We start from the raw sequence: 18,381 nt of genomic DNA, 5'->3' as shown, positions 1-18,381 counted from the left end.
CGCCCGAGCGGGACGCTCCCGAACTTCCGCACCTTCACGTGCGCTTCTGCGGAGAGACTGCCTTGTCGACCTTGTCGCACCCCGCTTCAGGCCTGCCCGTCGGGCGTGGCCTGCTCTACCTGATCGTCACCGGTGCCGCCTGGGGCACCGCGGGCGCCGCCGCCTCGCTGGTCTACCGGACCAGCGACATGGGCGCCTTCGCCCTTTCCTTCTGGCGCTGTGCGCTGGGGCTCGCCCTGCTGCTGGCCGGCCGGCTGCTGAGGCCGCGGGCCCGCCGTACGGCGCCCGTCCGGTCCGTGCGCCGCACACTCGCCAGGGCGCTGGCCACCGGGCTCGGTCTGGCCGTCTTCCAGACCGCGTACTTCGCGGCCGTGGCGTCGACCGGGCTCGCCGTGGCCACCGTCGTCACCCTCGGCGCGGGCCCCGTGCTCATCGCGCTCGGCGCCCGGCTGCTGCTCGGCGAACGGCTGGGCGCGGGGGGCGCCGCGGCGGTCGCCGGCGCGCTCGCCGGGCTGGCCGTGCTCACCTTCGGCGGCTCGGCCACGACCGTACGCCCGGCGGGCGTGCTGCTGGCCCTGGCCTCGGCGGCGGGCTACGCCCTGATGACCCTGCTCACCCGCTGGTGGGGCAGGGGCGGCGGCACCGACGCCGCCGGCACCACGGTGGTGGCCTTCGCCGTGACCAGCCTGTTCCTGCTGCCGTTCGCGGCGGGTGAAGGGCTGCTCCCGCACACCGCCCACCCGGCCCGGCTGCTGTGGCTGCTGTTGTACATCGCCGCCGTGCCCACGGCCCTCGCGTACGCGTTCTACTTCGCCGCAGCCGCCGTCGTCCGGTCCGCGACCGTCTCCGTGATCATGCTGCTGGAGCCGGTGACCGCGGCCGTGCTCGCCGTCGTCCTGCTCGGCGAGCGGCTCACGGTGACCACGGCCGCCGGCACGCTGCTGATGCTCGGCGCGGTCGCGGGCCTTGCGGTGGGCGAGGCCCGCGGGGCCGGCCGGCGGGAACCCGCCCCGGTGTGAGCCGCCGCGGCTACAGCGCCGCCAGGTAGTCCGGCAGCTCGACGCCGGGCGCCAGGTCGGCGTTGCGGACCGGGGTCTCGTAGCCCTTGCGGAGCGGGACGACCCCGGCCCAGTGGGGCAGGTCCATGTCCTCGGGCTCGTCGTCGGCGCCGCCGGTGCGGACCTTCGCCGAGACCTCCTCCAGGTCCAGGCGGATGACCGCGGTGGCGGCCAGCTCCTTCTTGTTCCCGGGCCGGGAGTCGGCGGCCCGGCCCGGCACGACGTGGTCGACGAGCGCGTCCAGGGCCAGCCGCCGCTCCTCGGGGTCGGTGACCTCGTACGCCGTGCCGTGCACCACGACCGAGCGATAGTTGATCGAGTGGTGGAAGGCGGAGCGGGCCAGCACCAGCCCGTCGACGTGGGTGACCGTCAGGCACACCGGCAGGCCGGGGTCGGCCTGACCGGTCATCCGCAGCGGCCGGGAGCCGGTCGAGCCGTGCACGTAGAGCCGCTCGCCGACCCTGCCGTACAGCGTCGGCAGCACCACCGGGGCGCCGTCCCGGACGAAGCCGAGGTGGCAGACGTACCCCTCGTCCAGGATCGCGTGCACCAGCTCCTTGTCGTAGGACGCCCGCTCGGCGGAGCGCGTGGGCACGGTCCGGTCGGTCGGTGTGTAGGCGGCGGCCCGCGTGTCCTCGGTCGTGCCCTGCATGGCGTCCCCTCCAGTGGCGGCGGTTTTGCACTAGTGCATAATGCTGTTTGTGCTAGGAGAATATCGGATCACCGGGCGCGGCGCAGCCGAGATCGCGGCCGGCGTCGAGCAGGCGGTCGGCACCGGCGAGCTGCGACCGGGCGAAGCCCTGCCCTCTATGCGGGAGTTGGCGGGCCGGCTGGGAGTGAACGCGAACACGGTGGCCGCCGCCTACCGCATCCTGCGCGAACGCGGGGTGATCGAGACGGCCGGCCGCCGGGGCAGCCGGGTCCGTCCCAAGCCGGCCACCACCGGCCGCGAGCAGTTGCGCGTGGAGGTGCCCCCCGGAGGACGGGACCTCTCCACGGGCAATCCCGACCCGGCCCTGCTGCCCCGCCTGGCCCCGGCCCTCGCCGCGGCGGCGGAGCAGGGTGACCGCCGGCCCGTGCGCTACGGCGACGACCCCCTGGACGCCGACCTCGCCCGCCTGGCCCGCGCCGAACTCGACGCCGACGGCGTCCCGGCGGGTCCGCTGACCGTGACCTCGGGCTCCCTCGACGCCGTCGAACGCGTCCTCACCGCGCACCTCAGGCCCGGCGACACCGTCGCCGTCGAGGACCCCGGCTGGGGCAGCCTCCTCGACCTCGTCCCCGCGCTGGGCCTGCACACGGCGCCGGTCGGCGTGGACGACGACGGACCGCGCGCCGACGACCTGCGCCGCGCCCTGGAGTCCGGTGCCCGCGCCCTCATCGTCACCGACCGGGCCCAGAACCCGACCGGAGCCTCGGTCACCGCCACGCGCGCGCGTGCCCTGCGCGCGGTGCTGCGGGAGCACCCGGGGACCCTGCTCATCGAGGACGACCACGGCCACGGCATCGTCGACCTGCCGCTGCACCCCCTCGCGGGCGTCACCCGTCACTGGGCCCTCGTCCGCTCCGCGGCCAAGGCCTACGGCCCCGACCTGCGCCTCGCCGTCCTCACCGGGGACCCCGTCACCGTGGACCGGGTCCGCGGCCGCCAGCGTCTGGGCCCCGGCTGGGTGAGCCTCCTCCTGCAACGGACCGTGGCCCATCTGTGGACCGAGGGCGCCGTCGACCGGGCGGCGGTGGCGGAGGCGTACCGGGCCCGCAGGACCGGCCTGGTCGACGCGCTGGCGGAGCGGGGGATCGTCGCGCACGGCCGCAGCGGCATGAACGTCTGGGTCCCGGTCCCCGACGAGACGGGCGCCATCGCCCGCCTGCTCCACCGGGGCTGGGCGGTCGCCCCGGGTGCCCGCTTCCGCCTGGCCTCGCCACAGGCGGTCCGCATCACGATCTCACCGCTCACCGAGGACGACATCGCTCCGCTGGCCGACGCGGTGGCGGCGGCGGTACGGCCGTCCCCGGCCCGCGTCTACGGCTGACGGCGACGGAGAATGGGCACGCCGAAGCGAGGCCGGACCGAGGCGGGTCGTTCCGCGGCGGGTCCACGCGGGTGCGCGCGGGCGCGCGCTGCTGAGTTACGGCGGGTGTGTTCCCCCCATGTCCGGCGGCGTGCGTGCGGGTTCGCGCTGTCGCGCCCGGCTGGGCCGAGGGGGGCCGCGCCCCGCGCTCTGCCGAGTACCGGCGGATCCGCGCCACCGCGCTCTGCTGGGACGCGGCGGGTCCGCGCCACCGCGCCCGCCTGGGTCCAGGCGGGTCCGCGCCCCTGCGCCCTGTCGAGTCCCATCGGGTGTGCCCCCGCGTCCGCCTGGTCCGGCGGGCCCGTGCTGTGGCGCCCGGCTGGGCCGTGGCGGGTCCGCGCCACCGCGCCTGCCGGGTCAGGGCGGGTGCGTGCCCCCGCGCCCGGCGGTGTTCCGGCGGGTCCGCGCTGTCTCGCCTCCTCGCGTCATGGCGGGCCTGTGTCCCCACGCCCCCGCCCCGAGGTGTCCCGGCGCGTCCGCACTCGCGTGTCCCACCGCGTCACAACGGGCCTGTGTGATTGCGTTCGGCGGGTCGGTGCTTTCGTGCCTCGCCGCGTCACGCGCACCGTGTCCCCGCGCCCCCGCCGCGTCGCGACAGGGCCGCGCCCCCGTGCCCCGTCACGTCACGCGCCCTTGCCCCGTATCTGTGTGAGCGCGGCCCCTGCCAGGACGATCACCGCTCCCACCGGCGTCGTCCATCGCAGGGACTCCCCGAGGATCGCCACCCCCGCGGCCGTGGCGATGACGGGGATGAAGTAGGTGACCATCTGGGCGGTGGTGGGCCCGACCTCGGCGACCAGGCCGTACTGGATCAGTACCGCCAGCCCGGTCCCCAACGCGCCCAGGGCGGCGACGGCCAGCAGCGGGACGACGGCGAAGTGCTCCGGGACGCTGGTGAACAGCGGTGTCACGACCGCCAGTTGCACGGTCGCCAGCAGCAACTGGCCCCCGGTCATGGACAGATGGGAGTTCCCCGTGCCGGTCAGCGTCCGTCGCACGTAGATCCAGCCGACCGGGTAGCTCAGCGAGGCGAGCAGGGCCATCGCCGTGCCCGTGGCGTCCAGCCCGTGGAAGCCCTGCCAGGCGCCGAGCACGGTGAGGACGCCCAGGAAGCCCAGGCCGAGTCCGGCGACGCGCACCCGGGTCGGCCGGTCCTCGGACAGGGCGACCAGGGACAGGGCCATGCCCCACAGGGGGGACGTGGCGTTGCAGATGCCGGCCAGGGTGGACGGGATCGTCAGCTCGGAGTAGGCGAACAGCGAGAACGGCAGGGCGTTCAGCAGGAACGCGGCGACCGCCATGTGCCCCCACAGGCGCGCCCCGCGCGGCAGCCGCTCCCGCTTGACCGCCATCGCCGCCACCAGTACCGCCGTACCGAACACCAGCCGTCCGAGGGTGACCTGGAAGGGCGCGTACCCGCCGGTCCCAACCTTGATCAACAGGAAGCTGAAGCCCCAGATCAGGGACAGGACGCCGAAGCGGAGCCGCCAGTCGAGGCGGGCGCGCGGCCGGGAGGGGGCGGGGGACTGGGACCTGGTTCGGGTCGAAGCGGTGACCGTGCTCATGGTCTCCACGATGCTGGAGACAACCTCGTAGCACAATCGAGAACTTCCACCTGGTACCTCTTAGAATCGCTTACATGTTGAACCTGGAGCGCCTGCGCACCCTCGACGCCCTGTCCCGGCACGGCTCGGTCAGTGCCGCCGCCGACGCACTGCACGTCACCACGTCCGCGGTCTCGCAGCAGCTCGGCAAGCTGGAGCGGGAGGTCGGCCAGCAGCTCCTCGCCAAGAACGGCCGGGGCGTACGCCTCACGGACGCCGGCCGGCTGCTGTCGGAGCACGCGGCGCGCATCCTGTCGCAGGTCGAACTGGCCCAGTCCGACCTGGAGGCGCACCGCGGCCAGGTCGTGGGCGAACTGAGGCTGTCGGCGTTCCCGACCGCCGCCCGGGGCCTGTTCCCCGCCGCGCTCGGCGCCCTGCGCGTCGAGCACCCGGGACTGCGCGTGCGCTCCAGCGAGCTGGAGCCGGAAGCGGGCATCGCCGGGGTGGTGCGCGGCGATCTCGACCTCGCGGTGGTCCTCGACTGGTACAACAAGCCGATGCCCGTGCCCGACGGCCTGGTCAAGGCGCCCCTGCTGGACGATCCGGCCGAGGTCGCCATGCCCGCGACGCACCGCCTGGCCGACCGGGACGAGGTGGACCTCACCGAGTTCGCCGAGGACGAGTGGATCACCTGGGGAGAGGGCGAGTTCTGCCACGAGTGGCTGATGTTCACTCTGCGGTCCAAGGGTGTGGAGCCGATCGTCGGCCACCGCGCGGGCGAGACCCACACCCAGCTCGGTCTCGTCGCGGCGGGGCTGGGCGTGTGCATCGCGCCGCTGCTGGGCCGGCACCCGGTGCCCGAGGGTGTGGTCCTGGTGCCGCTCAGGCAGCGCGTGCGCCGCCATGTGTACGTGGTCTGGCGGGCGGACGCCGACCGCCGCCCCTCCATCCGCGCGGCCGTCGGGGCACTGCGGACGGCGGCCCGGGAACTGGGCTGAGCGTCACGGTCGTCCCGGCTACGCCCCGCCCAGCTTCCGGAAGTCCCACGACACTATCTTGTCCGGAGTCAGCCGGGCCCAGGCGTGCCGGCCGTCGTGCGGCATCTCGTCCAGGCCGAAGTTCTTACGCGCGAACAGCGTCTCGGCCGTGTCCAGTTCGGCGCAGAGCTCACCCCGGCGCGGCACCTCGCCGACGAACTCCACCCGGCCGGACAGCTCGACCCCGCGCAACTGGTCGTACTCCTCGCCGGAGTCCACCACGACGGCCACCCGGGGGTCGCGGCGCAACTGCGCCCAGCGCCGGCTGCGCACCACCGAGTACAGCCACAGCGACGTGCCGTCCCAGGCGAACCACAGCGCACTGACGTGCGGCCCCCCGTCGGCCGAGACGGTCGCCACCCGGCAGGTGCGCTGGGCGGTGAGGAACTCGTCCAGCTCACCGGGCGTCATCATGATCTTCCGGCCCCGGCGCTGCTGTGTGACGGTCATGCGGCCCCCTCTTCTCCCACGTCGTGTCAGAAAACCACGATGATCTTCTGATATCACGTCAGAAAAGAGAAGCCGTCGTCCCCAAGGGGGCGCCGCCGTGCTACGGGACCGGTATGCGGGTGAGCCGCGCGGTCGCCGAGCGCCGCCCCGACGGCCCGGGGCCCGAACCGCGACGCGCGCCCGTTCCGCGCCGCCGAACGGCTTCCCGCGCAGCGGCCGACCGGCAGCACGGAGGTCCGCGTCGCGCCGCCGATCGACGCCGACGCCGTCGCGGGGGTGTCAACCGACCACACCCCCGCGCTGATCCGCGACACCCTCGGCCTGGTCGCCAGTGGTGACCAGCGGGAACTGCCTGGCTCCTTCAGGAGGGCACGCGGACGGCGTCCGGCCCGCTCAGGCCAGTGTGATCTCGTCGCCGGAGACGCTGATCTTCGCCGCGGGCAGCGGCTGCGTCGCGGGCCCCTTCTTCACGCTGCCGTCCGTCACGGAGAACTCGCTGTTGTGGCACGGGCAGACGATCACGCCGTTCGCCACGCTGCCCACCGCGCAGCCCTGATGGGTGCACTTGGAGGAGAACGCCTTGTAGGTGCCGGCCGACGGCTGGGTGACCACGACGCCCTGGTCCTTGAAGATCTTGCCGCCGCCCTCCGGGATGTCGGCGGTCTTGGCGAGCGCGGTGCGACCGGCGGTGTCGGCGCCGTTCTGCGCGGAACCGCCCGACCCCGAGCCGGTGTCGGCGGTGGCGGACGAGTCGTCGTCCGAACCGCAGGCGGTCAGCGCGGCGGCGAGCCCCGCCGCTCCGGCCGCCGCCATGACGGTACGGCGGGCCGGTCCCACAGCGGGGTGCAGGGATGGGCTGGTCATCTGGGGGTTCCCTTCCGCGGAGCTTCTCCTGGTCCGTCATGGGGTACGGCCGGCGGACGGCGGCCGTTCAGACGGATACCCGGATCCTTGCAGCCCGGCGACGAAGGGACCGTGAGGCGCGGCTGTGGGTCTCCCCTTCCCGGCCCTCGGGGGGCACCCGAGGGCCGGGAGCAGGAGCGCCGAGTCAGGACGGGGGCTTGAGAACCGCGTCGATGACGTAGATGGTGGCGTTGGCGGCCTTGACGTTGCCGCAGACGATGTTCGCCTTGCCGTTGACCTTGAAGTGGGTGCCCGAGCCCGACGTCGTCAGCTTGCCGCCCTCCACCGTCGTGAAGGAGCCCTTGGAGAGCTGATCCGGGGTGATCCGCTGGCCGACCACGTGGTAGCCCAGCACCTTCTTCAGCTGCCCCTCGTTCTTCAGCAGCGCGGCGAGCTGCGACGCGGACACCTTCTTGAAGGCCTGGTTGTCGGGGGCGAAGACGGTGATGCCGGACTTCCCGTCGAGGGCGCTGCTCAGCCTCGCCCGGACCGTCGCCGCCACCAGCTGGCTGAGCTCCGGGTAGGCGGCCGCCGCCTCCACGACCTTGTCCCTGGCGGTGTCGGCCTTCTGGGAGAGCGACGAGCAGCCGGGACCGAACGTTCCCGACGGGCTGGGGGACGCGCCCTGGGCGTGGCTCTGCGACGCCAGACCTCCGAGCGCGAGCGGAACGGCGGCCAGAGCCGCCCCGGTGGCCCTCGCTGTACGCATGCGGGTGAACCTCATCGCGACCTTCCTCCCGTGGAGGTGTGAGCACTGCGACGGTGCGGACCGCGGAACTCCTCGGTTCCGCCGGGCGGGGCGGGACGCGTGCCGCGCCAGGCCATGGGCCGTTCCACCCGGCCACTCAGCGAGCGTAACCAGCGGGCGCCGATGACCGCATCTCGAGGCACGGGCCCCGTGACCGCCCCGGCTCGCGGGAACACGCCGGTCGCGGCCGTGCACCGTGCCGGACGAACTGCGGTCCTCCGCCGGGCCGTCGGGGACTTCGCACCGCTCGACCGACCGCGTGCCTGTCTGCGGGCACAACGGGTGACGTGTGCGGCGTGGACCGCCGTGGCCACCCCCGCAAGACGTTGACTGAGAGGTGTGATCAGGCTTGGTACGGCGCTCGCAGGCATCGGCGGGGCCCTCGGCGGAGGCTTCCTCGGGGCGACGGCCCACTACGTGGTCAGAACCCTGGGACAGCGCCACAGGGACGAGCAGTCGGGACTGCTGGCCCAGCGGCAAGCCGTCCACAAGCAGTTCAGGCAGGTGTGCGCGGCAAGGGACTGGGTGGCCGGGCTGCCGGAGACGACCGGCGCGGCGGACTCACCCGGGAACCGTCACCGGATCAGGGCGGAAGCGCTCCGGCACGGCGAGGAGTGCCACGCCGTCTGGGACACCGCCCAGGCGGACGTCGACAGCGACGAGGTCCGCGCGGCCATGACCGCCCTCGACAGGGAAGTCGCCGCCGCCCTGGGCCGGGTGGCGAAGGGCGCCCCCTCCGCGGACCTGAGCGGGCTTCAGCAGCGCCTCGACGAACTGGCGGCGGCCGCGAAGCACCGGCTGACCACCCGTCTCGGCGAACGGTCCTTCCAACTGACACGCCTTCGAAGGGGAGACGAGGCCGGCGGCCACCACGAGCCACGGCGATCCGGAAGGGTAAGCTGAAACGGAAGGGCGCCGTCCGCACTGTCCGCCGGCGCTCGTCACAGCCGGCGCCGGCGAGCCCCCCGGTCCCCGCTGTACCCAGGGCAGTTCTCCCCTTCCCGCGTCGTCCACCGGGCGACGACCGAGGTGGTGAGGAGCATGGCCGTACCGGGCGGGACCGGACGGGCGCCGGACCCACCACACGCCGATCCCCGAGGGGACCCGTTCCTGCGGACGCGGTTCGCCATACCGGCGCGTCCCGTCACGTACCTGCGGCGCGACCGGCTGCTGGTCCACCTCGACGAGGCCCTGCTGACGCCGCTGACGGTGGTCCACGGAGCCGCCGGAGCGGGCAAGACCCTGCTGACCGCCGACTGGGTCTCGACCCGGCACGAACCCGTCGCCTGGCTCACCGCGCAGGTGGCGGACAGGGGAGGCGGCACCTTCTGGGCGTACCTGCTGGAGGCCCTGCGCCTGGCTGGCGTGACGATGTCCGCCGACGTCGGCCTCCCCGCCTCCGCGGGCCGCGCGGACGACAGGCTGCTCACGCGGCTCGCCGCCGAACTGAGCACCCGGAACACCCCGGTGATCCTCGCCATCGACGAATACGACCGGGTGACCGATCCGGAGATCGCGGACCAGCTGGAATTCGTCCTCCACCAGACGGGCCACGGCATGCGCCTGGTCCTCGTCACGCGCACCGAGCCCCTCCTGCCACTGCACCGCTACCGGGCGGCCGGCACCATCACGGAGATCAGGAACGCCGAGCTGGCCCTCACCCCCGACGAGGCCGCCGCCCTGCTGGCGCTGCACGGCCTGCGTCTGCCGGCCGACGACGTGGGCGCCCTGGTGGAGCGCACCCGCGGCTGGGCGGCCGGGCTGCGGCTGTGTGCCCTGGCCGCGCGGGAGGAGACGGATCCGCGGACGTTCCTCAAGGAGTTCGAGGCCGACCGCACCACGATCGCCGACTTCCTCCTCGCCGAGGTGCTCAAACGGCAGCCGGCCGGGACGCAGGACCTGCTGCTGCGGGTCAGCGTCCTCGAACGCTTCTGCCCCGGCCTCGCCGACGCCCTCACCGGACGCACCGACGCCGAAGGCGTCCTGACCGCCCTGCACCGCCAGAACGCCTTCGTCGAGTACCTCGGGCACGCCTGGTTCCGTCTGCACCCGCTGTTCGGGGAGATCCTCCGCGCCCACCTGCGGGTGCGCTCCCCGGAACTGGAAGGCGAGCTGCACCGCCGCGCGGCACGCTGGCTGCGGCGCTCGGGCTCGCTCGGCGAAGCAATCGGCCACGCGGCCGCCGCGGACGACTGGGAGAGCGCCGCGGGCGCGCTCGTCGGCGACCTCGCCCTGGGGGAGCTCTTCACCGGCCTGCACTGCGAAGATCTGGCCCGGCTGTTCTCCCGTATGGGGCCCGAGCCCACCGGTCCGGCCACGGACCTCGTCCGCGCGGCCTGCGCCCTGTCCCGCTGCGAGGTCGCGCGGGGCTCCTCCCGCCTTCGACGGGCGGTACAGGCCCTGCCGGCGCGGGACGGATCGGCGGAGGGCGATCCGGCCGACCTGGCCGCGACCCGGCTGAGCTGCGCCTTGCTGGAAACTCTGGTGGCGCGCCTGACCGGGGCGCCGGGACGGGCGGAGAGGGCGGCACGGCTCGCCGAGCAGGTGCGGCGCGAGGTGCCGGGCACGCTTCTCGAGGCGCACCCCGAGCTGATGGCACTCCTGCTCACCCACCTCGGCTCGGCACGACTGTGGGCGGGCCGTGTACGGGCCGCCCGAGCGGCCCTGACCACGGTGGTCGACGCCGGCGGGCCGGCAGCGACGGCGCAGGCGCGCCGGGAGTGCCTCGGCCACCTGGCGCTGATCGACTATCTGCAGGGCTGGCCGGGCAGAGCCGAGCGCACCGCGTTGGCCACCGTCGCTCCGGTGGACCCGGGCGGCCCGCCCCCCGCCCCCGGGCCGGGGCTGGCATCGCTGGTCCTGGCCGCGGTGGCCGTCGAGCGCGACGAACTGGACCGGGCCGAGGCGCTCCTCGACGTGGCGGTGGACGCGCGGCACCCGTCGCCGGACCCGGTGACGCAAGCGGGGCGGGCCATCGTCACCGGGCGGATCGCGCTGGCCCGCGGCGACACGCAGGCCGCGCTGGAAGCAGCGGACCGGACCGTCGTGGCCGACGTGGCGTCACCCTGGGCCGCGGCGCACACGGCGTCCGTGGCCGCCGCCGCCCACCTCGCCGAGAACCGGCCGGAGACGGCCGTCGGACTGCTGCACGACGTGCCCCGTGACGAGCCGGTGCGCCTCCTGGGGGCCGCACAGGCGGAACTGGCCGCGGGCAGGCCCGAGGCCGCGGCCGAACTGCTCGGCAGACTGCGGTCACAGGCCGGCATCGGCCCCGCCGTCACCGTCCGGGCCGCCCTGCTCAGGGCCCGGCTGGCAGGCGAGCGCGGAGACCACACAGCCCAGCGAGGGCTCGTCTCGCGGGCGCTGCGCGAAGCCCGCCGCGAGCGGCTGTGGCGTCCCTTCGTGGACGCGGGGCCGTGGCTGCCCGCACTGCCGCTGGACGCGCCGGCCGGGGGCCGGCTCCCCACCGGACCTCCGCGACGCGCCGCCCCGGCGCGCGGCGGACAGCGAGCGGCGCCGCCGGTGGTCGAGGAGCTGAGCGGACGGGAACGCGACGTCGTCCGCGGGCTGGCGCAGATGATGTCCACCGAGGAGATCGCCGCCGACCTGTACGTGTCGGTGAACACGGTCAAGACCCACCTCAAGAGTGCCTACCGGAAGCTGGCCGTGAACCGGCGTCACGACGCGGTGCGCCGCGCGCGGGAACTGGGACTCCTGTGACGGCACGCCGGTCAGCGGGCGCGCCGCACCGATGCGGTCGCAGCGCCCCGGCGGCAGCCGGTATCACCTCCCACGGGCGAAGCGGGGCGACGCACGGAGCCGGAGGATCGCACGGACGGGGTCCGGCAGCCCCCTCGGGCGGACGTGGGGAGAGCAGCTCATGCGCTACGAGATTCGCGTCGACGGACGGATGACCGAGACGCTGGTCAAGGCGTTCCCCGAGCTGGATCACGTGCTGATGGCCGGTCAGACCATCCTCTTCGGAGCGGTCGTCGACGAGGCCCAGCTGTACGGGCTGCTGGCCCGCTGCCAGTCACTGGGTCTGAGGGTGCTGGAGATGCGCCAGACGCCGTCCTGATGCGGGTGCCGGCTCACCGGGGCGTGTCCCGCCCCCGCCGCCGGAGACCGGCGCGGACCGCGGCCCCGAGCACCCGTACGGCAAGACCCACGATCAGCAGGGTGCACGTCATCTGGCACATCACCAGCACCCGCCCGGTCTGGGAGAGCGCGACGATGTCGCCGAAGCCGACGGTGGTGAACGTGGTGAGCGTGAAGTACAGCGCGTCGGTTCTGCTCAGGGGCTCGTTGAAGGACCCGGGCGCAGCGCGTTCGAGCAGGTAGTAGCCGCTCGCGAAGAGGACCAGGTACAGCGCCACGGTGGCGGCCACCGCCTCCGCGGCCTTCAGCCGCGGCCAGGGTGAGCGCTTGATGAGCCACAGCTCCCAGCCGAAGAACAGGCCGGTCGCCAGCAGACCGCCGGCGAGGGCCAGGGCGGTGACGTCCTCTCCGTGCCAGTCCAGCGGCAGCAGGTAGTAGGCGGTGACGAGGCCGGCCGCGACACCGGCCGAGCGGCCGACCGAGACGGCCATCGCCCAGGGGCCCGGCCGGGAGCATGCGGTTTCCTCCGGCGGGACCGGCTGCCCGCCGGGAGCCACTGGGTCGGTCATCTGGTGCCTCTTCGTCCGCTCCGCCACGGGCCGACCGGCGGCCCACCGCACCTACCCCATCGTCGCGGTCCGCCGCACGGATCACCCGCCGCGGGTGACCCGCGGACGCCCGGTCGGCGGCACTCTGGCCCGGTGAGGTGCCCTTGACGGCTCCGTCGGCCGGCCGGAAGGGATCCGCCGATCGCGTGAGGAGGAGCCATGACCGACTCCCGCGGTCCCGCGCCGTACGCCGGAACCCGGCGGCCGCCCGGCGGGGCGCCTTCGGCAGGGTCACCGATCCGGGCCACCGGGGGGCGGACCGGTGACGGGCCTCCCGTTCCTGCGCGCACCGCGTTCGTCCGGCCGCGATGATCGCCGGCGCGCACCCGGGCCTCGGCGCCGGCCCGCCCGCGGACCAGGCCGGCGGGTCGTTCCGCGCGGTCCCGCCCAGGCCGGGCGCGCCGTCGCCCGGGGAGTCGCGCGGAACGGACCCGACCGCCCGAGCCGGGCGCGTACGCCGGGCCCCGGCCGTGCGCGAGCCGCCGGAGGAGGAGCCCGCCACGGCCCGGGGCCCTGACGCCGCCGGCCACACTCCCCGCGAAGGAGGACCATGGATTCCGGCACCGCCTCCGGACCGTCCGGCCCGGACTCGTCCGCACCGGCCGGTCATGTCCTGACCGGCGCTGAGCACGCGGAGTACCTGCGGCTCCGGCGTGCCGCGCGCCTGCGCCACCGGCGCCTGCGCCGCCTGGGCGCATCGGTCCTCCTGGTGCTGACGCTCGTGCTCGCCCCGCTGGCCGTCGTCGCGGTCTGGGTGCACGACACGGTGGCCGACACCGACCGGTACGTGCAGACCGTGGCGCCGCTCGCCTCGGAACCGGCCGTCCAGAACGCCCTCGTCAACCGGCTGACCGACCGTGTGGTGAGCCAGGTCGACGTCCAGGCCGTGACGGACTCGCTGTCCAAGGTCCTGGCGGACAAGGGAGCGCCGCCCCGGGTGGTCGACGCGGCCGGGGAACTGACCGGCCCGCTGCGCTCCGCCCTGCGGACGGTCGTGCACCGGACCGTCCACCGGGTCGTGACCAGCGACGTCTTCGCGCAGGCATGGGTGGCGGGCAACCGGCGGGCACAGTCGGCGGTGGTGGGCATGCTCACCGGGGAAGGACAGGGAGCGCTCCGGGCGAACGGCGACACCGTCCAGCTCGACATCGGTGTGGTGATCGACCAGGTGCAGAAGCGCCTGGTGGACGCCGGCTTCAAGCACGCCTCCGCCATCCCGCGGATCGACCGTTCGATCACCCTGTTCCACACCGAGAAGCTGCGCAAGGCCCAGAACGCGATGCGGCTGCTCGACATCCTCGGCGTCTGGGTCCCCGTACTGGCCCTGGCCGCGGCCGTCGCGGCCGTGTGGACCGCTCCGGGGCACCGGGTGATGCTGCTGGTCACCGCCCTCGGCATGGGCGCCATGATGGCCGTACTGCTCGTGGCACTGGCCGTCGTGCGGCGGGTCTATCTCGACTCCGTCCCGCCGGCCGCGCTGCCCCCCGACGCGGCGGCGACGATCTTCGACACCTTCGTCCGTTTCCTGCGCGACAGTGTCCGCACACTGCTCGTCGTCTCGTTGATCACCGCGGTGGCGGCCTGGCTGTACGGACCGAGCCGCCCGGCGCGCGCCGCCCGGTCCGCGGCGCGGAAGGGCACCACGGCGGCGGGACGGCAGCTCGGCGGCGCCGGGGTGCGCACCGGCCACTTCGGACAGTGGCTGGCCGCTCACCGGCCGTGGACCACCGGGGTGACCATCGGGGCCGGTGTCCTGGCCCTCGTCCTGTGGAACCACCCCACGGTGGGCGCGGTGGCGCTCGTCCTGCTCCTGGTCGTGGTCGTGCTCGCCGTCACGGCGGTGCTGTCCGCGGCGACGGGACCGACGGCCGACCGCGCCGAGCGGCCGGTCCCGTGACGGACGTTCACCCGTACCGGGTGAGGCGACCGCGGCCCGCCCCGCGCACGCTGGGCCTACGGGACGGCCGCCGGACGCGGATCCGGACGCAGGCGGAGAGCATCCGCCGCACCGCCCGGGTGGACACCCTGAGCGGGGGTGACGGGGTCGCGAGTCCGCCCGTGACGCGCACGCGCGAACCGTCTGAGCCACAGCGCGCCGGACACGGCGCACCGCACGGAAGCGAGGTCGCACGATGCCCGCCGCACCCACCGCGTCCACACCCACCGCCAGACAACAATGGGCCACCGGCCTCACGGCCTTCGCCGCCGTCATGCTCCTGCTCTCCGGGATGCTGGACGTCTTCCGCGGCATCATGGCGATCGCGCACGACGACGTGTTCCTCGCGACGCGCAGCTACGTCTTCCGGTTCGACCTCACGGGCTGGGGCTGGATCCATGTCATCCTCGGCGCCGTCGCGCTGCTGGTCGGCTTCGGTCTCCTCGGGGGCGCCCTGTGGGCCCGCGTCGCCGGAGTGGCCATCGCCTCGCTGGTCATCATCGCCAACTTCCTCTCCCTGCCGTACTACCCGGTCTGGTCGATCGTTCTGATGGCCTTCTCCGCGTTCGTCATCTGGGCCCTGTGCGTGGGGCGGCAAGGCGCGTCCGGCACGTTCGACTGAGGGCCGGGCGCCCGGGGCGCCGGCGAGGACCGCGGAGAGGGCGATGATCATACGGACGGTGTCGATGCCGGAGGCGGACACCACGCGCCTCTCCGTGGCGGAGGCGCGTCGGCGGCTCGCCCTCGACCCCTTCCTGCTGCTCGACGTCGAGCAGCCCGCGGAGGAGGGCCCGGCGGACGAGTCACTGGCCCACCGGCTCGGCCTGGACGCGAGGGAACTGGCGTGGTTCGGCCGGAAAGGGGAGTCCGCGCGGGCCGAGTTCCTGGGCGACCTCGCCGGTTTCGTCGTTCCGGTGGTCCAGGGCGGCCGGATCGCCCATCTCCACGTCCTGGCCGGTGAACGCTACCTGGTCGTCTCCCACCGGGGCCGGGCCCGTTTCGCGGAGGAGCTGACCGCGCACCTGCGGCGGGAGAATCCGCACGATGCCGTGGCCACGCTGTTCCTGGTGCTCCAGGAGGCGCTGGCGACGTTCCGCCGTGCCGCGGTCGCCGCCCTGCTCCAGGCGGAGGAGCTGGAGGACGACATGTTCGCGCAGCGGCGTCCCGAGCAGATCTACCGCCTGTCCCACCTGCGCCGCCGAGCCGCCCTGCTGCACCACTCGCTGCTGCCGTACCTCCAGGTGGTCGAGGAGATGATCACCCGCAGGATGATGAGCAGCGACTTCCCGGTGGAGCGGCAACGGCTCGCCCAGGAGTTCCAGCGCGCGGCCCGACTGGTCCTCGCGGACATCGAGTCCTCGCAGGAGGCCACCCGCCGGGCCTTCGCCAGTTACGGGTCCCTGGTCGCGGGCGAACAGAACGGTGTGATCAACCGGTTGGCCATCGTGTCGGTGATCTTCCTGCCGCTGTCGTTCCTGACGGGCTTCTTCGGCATGAACTTCGCCTTCATGACCGACGAGTTGGAGAGCAGGGTGGTCTTCTGGCTGCTGGCCATAGGGCTTCAGGCGGCCGTCCTGCTCGTCTCCCTCTACGTACTGCACCGCACCCGCGCCTGGCGGAGGCTGCGGGACGAGACCTGAGGCCCCCGCCGTCCGGAATCCCCGCGTCGCGGGGCGGCGCCGGAGCCGTGACCCGGGCCCTCCGCGTCCACGATCACTCTCGGTTACTATGCTCTCTTCATGCCGGAGGCTGAAGAGATGGATGGCCCGGGAAGTGCTGAAGAAGGTCACCGCGACCCGCTACATCACGCCGTTGCGTGAAGGGGGTTCGCTGCCGGGGCTCGTCGAGGCCGACGACTTCGGCACGTACGTCATGAAGTTCGCCGGTGCCGGACAGGGCCGCAAGACGCTGGTCGCCGAGGTGGTGTGCGGCGAACTCGCCCGGCGCCTCGGCTTCCGCATGCCCCGCCTGGTCACCGTCCACCTGGACCCGGTCCTCGGGCTCGGCGAGCCCGAGCAGCAGGTACAGGACCTGCTCCGGGGCAGTGGCGGCACCAACCTCGGCATGGACTTCCTGTCCGGCGCCCTCGGCTACGACCCGCTCGCCTTCCCGGTGAGCCCCGAGGAGGCCGGCCGGATCGTCTGGTTCGACGCCCTGATCAACAACGTCGACCGGTCCTGGCGCAACCCCAACCTGCTCGTGCACCGGGGCGAACTGTGGCTCATCGACCACGGCGCCACCATGATCTGGCACCACAACTGGCCCGGCGCCGAGGCCTCGGCGGCCCGTCCCTACGACGCCTCGGACCACGCCCTCGCCGGTTTCGCCCCGGACGTCACGGCCGCCGCGGCCGAGCTGGCCCCCCGGGTCACCGAGGACCTGCTGGCCGAGGTCACCGCCGAGATCCCCGACGTCTGGCTCGACGGCGAGCCCGGCTTCGGCACACCGGACGACCTGCGCCGGGCCTACGCTCGGCCGCTGCTCGCGCGGGCGGCCGTCATCGCCGGGCGGATCACCGGCATCGGCACCACCAGCGGATCCGTAACGGGGGAGGGCAAGTGAGCGAGCGCCACATCCACATGGCCGGCCATGTGACCGAGCGGCACATCACCCGGGCGGGCCAGGGCGGCGACCGGGACGTGTTCGAGTACGCGCTGCTGCGGGTCGTGCCCCGGGTGGAGCGCGGGGAGTGCATCAACGCGGGCGTGGTCGTGTACTGCCGCGCCCGGGGCTACGTCGGTGCCGCCACCCATCTGGACGAGGCCCGGCTGCTCGCGCTGGACCCGGCCGCCGACGTCCCCGGGGTGCGCGCCGCGCTGCGTGCGATCGAGCGGCACTGCGCGGGCGGCGACCAGGCCGGGCAGGCGGCGGGCGACGACGCGGGGCGCCGCTACCGGTGGGTGATCGCGCCCCGTTCCACCGTGGTCCAGCCCGGCCCGGTGCACACCGGTCTGACGGTTGACCCGGCGGCCGAGACGGAGCGGTTGCTGGACCTCCTGGTGAGGTAATGGATCACACCGGGCCGACGTGCCGTTGACACCGGGTGCCAGTGCTTCTAGCGTCACGGGTGCTGAAGGTACTAAGCGGTCGCTCACCGCACCAGGGGGTCCTCTCCGAGGACCCGACAGGTTCTCTCAAGGGCGAGGAGACACAGCAATGTCCACCACTGAACAGCGGGTCGCGGTCGTCACCGGCGCGGCGCGCGGCATCGGCGCCGCAACCGCCGTACGACTGGCGGCCGAGGGCCGCGCGGTCGCCGTGATCGACCTGGACGAGGCCGCCTGCAAGGACACCGTCGAGAAGATCACCGCGGCCGGCGGCAAGGCCGTCGCGGTCGGCGCGGACGTCTCCGACGAGGCGCAGGTCGAGGCGGCCGTCGCCCGGATCGTGGAGGAGCTGGGCGCCCCGACGATCCTGGTCAACAACGCGGGCGTGCTGCGCGACAACCTGCTGTTCAAGATGAGCGCCTCCGACTGGGACACGGTCATGAACGTGCACCTGCGCGGCTCGTTCCTGATGACCAAGGCCGTCCAGAAGCACATGGTCGACGCCGGCTGGGGCCGCGTCGTCAACCTCTCCTCCTCCTCGGCGCTCGGCAACCGCGGTCAGGTCAACTACTCGGCCGCCAAGGCGGGTCTGCAGGGCTTCACCAAGACCCTCGCCATCGAGCTGGGCAAGTTCGGCATCACCGCCAACGCCGTCGCCCCCGGCTTCATCGCCACCGAGATGACCAAGGCCACCGCCGACCGGGTCGGCATGGGCTTCGACGACTTCAAGAAGGCCGCCGCCACCCAGATCCCGGTGCAGCGCGTCGGTGAGCCCGAGGACATCGCCAACGCCATCGCGTTCTTCACCGGCGAGGCGGCCGGCTTCGTCTCGGGCCAGGTGCTGTACGTCGCCGGCGGACCACTCAACTAAGGATCCAGG

The 18,381-nt window shown here is 73.9% G+C and carries 18 protein-coding genes and 1 pseudogene; 13 read left to right on the top strand and 6 right to left on the bottom strand.

From position 1 onward, the window contains the following. Window positions 1-71: 71 nt before the first annotated feature. Window positions 72-1,019, top strand: coding sequence for a DMT family transporter (locus tag LG395_RS22405; RefSeq protein ID WP_171160163.1), 948 nt, complete (start codon window positions 72-74; stop codon window positions 1,017-1,019). 10 nt (window positions 1,020-1,029) lie between these two features. Here LG395_RS22405 and LG395_RS22400 read toward each other — a convergent pair whose 3' ends face one another. Further along, complete coding sequence (locus tag LG395_RS22400) at window positions 1,030-1,710, bottom strand: pyridoxamine 5'-phosphate oxidase family protein (RefSeq protein WP_225810983.1); 681 nt, start codon at window positions 1,708-1,710, stop codon at window positions 1,030-1,032. Window positions 1,711-1,759: 49 nt separating this feature from the next. Here LG395_RS22400 and LG395_RS22395 point away from each other — a divergent pair, with 49 nt between their 5' ends. After that, entirely contained in the window at window positions 1,760-3,091 is a 1,332-nt protein-coding gene (locus tag LG395_RS22395) for an aminotransferase class I/II-fold pyridoxal phosphate-dependent enzyme (protein ID WP_225810982.1), read from the top strand. A 662-nt stretch (window positions 3,092-3,753) separates the two neighbouring features. Here LG395_RS22395 and LG395_RS22390 read toward each other — a convergent pair. Further along, window positions 3,754-4,695, bottom strand: a complete 942-nt coding sequence (locus LG395_RS22390) for a DMT family transporter (protein ID WP_225810981.1) — start codon at window positions 4,693-4,695, stop codon at window positions 3,754-3,756. Window positions 4,696-4,769: 74 nt separating this feature from the next. Between LG395_RS22390 and LG395_RS22385 the strand changes: the two genes are divergently transcribed. After that, window positions 4,770-5,672, top strand: a complete 903-nt coding sequence (locus LG395_RS22385) for a LysR family transcriptional regulator (protein WP_171158362.1) — start codon at window positions 4,770-4,772, stop codon at window positions 5,670-5,672. A gap of 18 nt (window positions 5,673-5,690) precedes the next feature. Here LG395_RS22385 and LG395_RS22380 read toward each other — a convergent pair whose 3' ends face one another. Continuing rightward, window positions 5,691-6,161, bottom strand: coding sequence for a pyridoxamine 5'-phosphate oxidase family protein (locus LG395_RS22380; protein WP_225810980.1), 471 nt, complete (start codon window positions 6,159-6,161; stop codon window positions 5,691-5,693). Between the two features lie 107 nt (window positions 6,162-6,268). On the opposite strand from LG395_RS22380, the pseudogene LG395_RS22375 reads away from it, so the two are divergent. Next, a pseudogene (locus LG395_RS22375) lies at window positions 6,269-6,494 on the top strand (hypothetical protein); the annotation flags it as partial. Window positions 6,495-6,554: 60 nt separating this feature from the next. On the opposite strand, the gene LG395_RS22370 reads toward LG395_RS22375, so the two are convergent. Together LG395_RS22370 and LG395_RS22365 are read right to left on the bottom strand one after the other, a co-directional pair. Continuing rightward, window positions 6,555-7,025 carry a Rieske (2Fe-2S) protein gene (locus LG395_RS22370; RefSeq protein ID WP_171158366.1) on the bottom strand — a complete coding sequence of 157 codons (471 nt, stop codon included), beginning with the start codon at window positions 7,023-7,025 and terminating at the stop codon, window positions 6,555-6,557. A 184-nt stretch (window positions 7,026-7,209) separates the two neighbouring features. Next, window positions 7,210-7,788, bottom strand: coding sequence for a fasciclin domain-containing protein (locus LG395_RS22365; protein WP_308071291.1), 579 nt, complete (start codon window positions 7,786-7,788; stop codon window positions 7,210-7,212). A gap of 363 nt (window positions 7,789-8,151) precedes the next feature. Here LG395_RS22365 and LG395_RS22360 point away from each other — a divergent pair, with 363 nt between their 5' ends. The 3 genes from LG395_RS22360 to LG395_RS22350 all read left to right on the top strand — a co-directional run bounded on the left by LG395_RS22360 (window position 8,152) and on the right by LG395_RS22350 (window position 11,890). After that, window positions 8,152-8,715: a hypothetical protein gene (locus LG395_RS22360; RefSeq protein WP_225810978.1), complete on the top strand. Its 564-nt coding sequence runs from the start codon at window positions 8,152-8,154 to the stop codon at window positions 8,713-8,715. A 138-nt stretch (window positions 8,716-8,853) separates the two neighbouring features. Beyond that, window positions 8,854-11,532, top strand: coding sequence for a winged helix-turn-helix domain-containing protein (locus LG395_RS22355; protein WP_225810977.1), 2,679 nt, complete (start codon window positions 8,854-8,856; stop codon window positions 11,530-11,532). Between the two features lie 160 nt (window positions 11,533-11,692). Then, window positions 11,693-11,890, top strand: a complete 198-nt coding sequence (locus LG395_RS22350) for a DUF8691 family protein (protein ID WP_225810976.1) — start codon at window positions 11,693-11,695, stop codon at window positions 11,888-11,890. Between the two features lie 13 nt (window positions 11,891-11,903). Here the strand turns inward: LG395_RS22350 and LG395_RS22345 are convergent, their stop codons facing one another. Then, the gene (locus tag LG395_RS22345) at window positions 11,904-12,479 is read right to left on the bottom strand and encodes an ion channel (protein ID WP_225810975.1); all 576 of its coding nucleotides are present in this window, start codon (window positions 12,477-12,479) and stop codon (window positions 11,904-11,906) included. A gap of 589 nt (window positions 12,480-13,068) precedes the next feature. Between LG395_RS22345 and LG395_RS22340 the strand changes: the two genes are divergently transcribed. The 6 genes from LG395_RS22340 (at window position 13,069) to fabG (ending at window position 18,372) form a co-directional block, all read left to right on the top strand. Then, window positions 13,069-14,415 carry a hypothetical protein gene (locus LG395_RS22340; protein ID WP_225810974.1) on the top strand — a complete coding sequence of 449 codons (1,347 nt, stop codon included), beginning with the start codon at window positions 13,069-13,071 and terminating at the stop codon, window positions 14,413-14,415. Between the two features lie 235 nt (window positions 14,416-14,650). Beyond that, the gene (locus tag LG395_RS22335; RefSeq protein ID WP_225810973.1) at window positions 14,651-15,076 is read left to right on the top strand and encodes a DUF7144 family membrane protein; all 426 of its coding nucleotides are present in this window, start codon (window positions 14,651-14,653) and stop codon (window positions 15,074-15,076) included. A 43-nt stretch (window positions 15,077-15,119) separates the two neighbouring features. After that, on the top strand, window positions 15,120-16,094 hold the full coding sequence (locus LG395_RS22330) for a magnesium transporter CorA family protein (protein WP_225810972.1): 975 nt from the start codon (window positions 15,120-15,122) through the stop codon (window positions 16,092-16,094). 133 nt (window positions 16,095-16,227) lie between these two features. Further along, complete coding sequence (locus LG395_RS22325) at window positions 16,228-17,016, top strand: HipA family kinase (RefSeq protein ID WP_171160171.1); 789 nt, start codon at window positions 16,228-16,230, stop codon at window positions 17,014-17,016. A gap of 17 nt (window positions 17,017-17,033) precedes the next feature. Then, complete coding sequence (locus tag LG395_RS22320) at window positions 17,034-17,462, top strand: DUF3037 domain-containing protein (RefSeq protein ID WP_225811013.1); 429 nt, start codon at window positions 17,034-17,036, stop codon at window positions 17,460-17,462. Window positions 17,463-17,610: 148 nt separating this feature from the next. Further along, entirely contained in the window at window positions 17,611-18,372 is a 762-nt protein-coding gene (gene fabG, locus LG395_RS22315; RefSeq protein ID WP_225810971.1) for a 3-oxoacyl-ACP reductase FabG, read from the top strand. Window positions 18,373-18,381: the final 9 nt, after the last annotated feature.

The sequence above is a fragment of the Streptomyces spinosus genome (assembly GCF_020400655.1).
In the GTDB taxonomy this organism is placed as follows: Bacteria; Actinomycetota; Actinomycetes; order Streptomycetales; family Streptomycetaceae; genus Streptomyces; species Streptomyces argyrophylli.
This window is presented reverse-complemented; position numbering and strand designations above follow the sequence as displayed.

Excerpts from the sequence above, each read along its gene's own strand:
- LG395_RS22400 (WP_225810983.1), bottom strand. The coding sequence starts at position 1,710 with ATGCAGGGCACGACCGAGGACACGCGGGCCGCCGCCTACACACCGACC.
- LG395_RS22390 (WP_225810981.1), bottom strand. The coding sequence starts at position 4,695 with ATGAGCACGGTCACCGCTTCGACCCGAACCAGGTCCCAGTCCCCCGCC.
- LG395_RS22385 (WP_171158362.1), top strand. The coding sequence starts at position 4,770 with ATGTTGAACCTGGAGCGCCTGCGCACCCTCGACGCCCTGTCCCGGCAC.
- LG395_RS22380 (WP_225810980.1), bottom strand. The coding sequence starts at position 6,161 with ATGACCGTCACACAGCAGCGCCGGGGCCGGAAGATCATGATGACGCCC.
- LG395_RS22370 (WP_171158366.1), bottom strand. The coding sequence starts at position 7,025 with ATGACCAGCCCATCCCTGCACCCCGCTGTGGGACCGGCCCGCCGTACC.
- LG395_RS22365 (WP_308071291.1), bottom strand. The coding sequence starts at position 7,788 with ATGAGGTTCACCCGCATGCGTACAGCGAGGGCCACCGGGGCGGCTCTG.
- LG395_RS22355 (WP_225810977.1), top strand. The coding sequence starts at position 8,854 with ATGGCCGTACCGGGCGGGACCGGACGGGCGCCGGACCCACCACACGCC.
- LG395_RS22350 (WP_225810976.1), top strand. The coding sequence starts at position 11,693 with ATGCGCTACGAGATTCGCGTCGACGGACGGATGACCGAGACGCTGGTC.
- LG395_RS22345 (WP_225810975.1), bottom strand. The coding sequence starts at position 12,479 with ATGACCGACCCAGTGGCTCCCGGCGGGCAGCCGGTCCCGCCGGAGGAA.
- LG395_RS22340 (WP_225810974.1), top strand. The coding sequence starts at position 13,069 with ATGGATTCCGGCACCGCCTCCGGACCGTCCGGCCCGGACTCGTCCGCA.
- LG395_RS22335 (WP_225810973.1), top strand. The coding sequence starts at position 14,651 with ATGCCCGCCGCACCCACCGCGTCCACACCCACCGCCAGACAACAATGG.
- LG395_RS22330 (WP_225810972.1), top strand. The coding sequence starts at position 15,120 with ATGATCATACGGACGGTGTCGATGCCGGAGGCGGACACCACGCGCCTC.
- LG395_RS22320 (WP_225811013.1), top strand. The coding sequence starts at position 17,034 with ATGGCCGGCCATGTGACCGAGCGGCACATCACCCGGGCGGGCCAGGGC.
- fabG (WP_225810971.1), top strand. The coding sequence starts at position 17,611 with ATGTCCACCACTGAACAGCGGGTCGCGGTCGTCACCGGCGCGGCGCGC.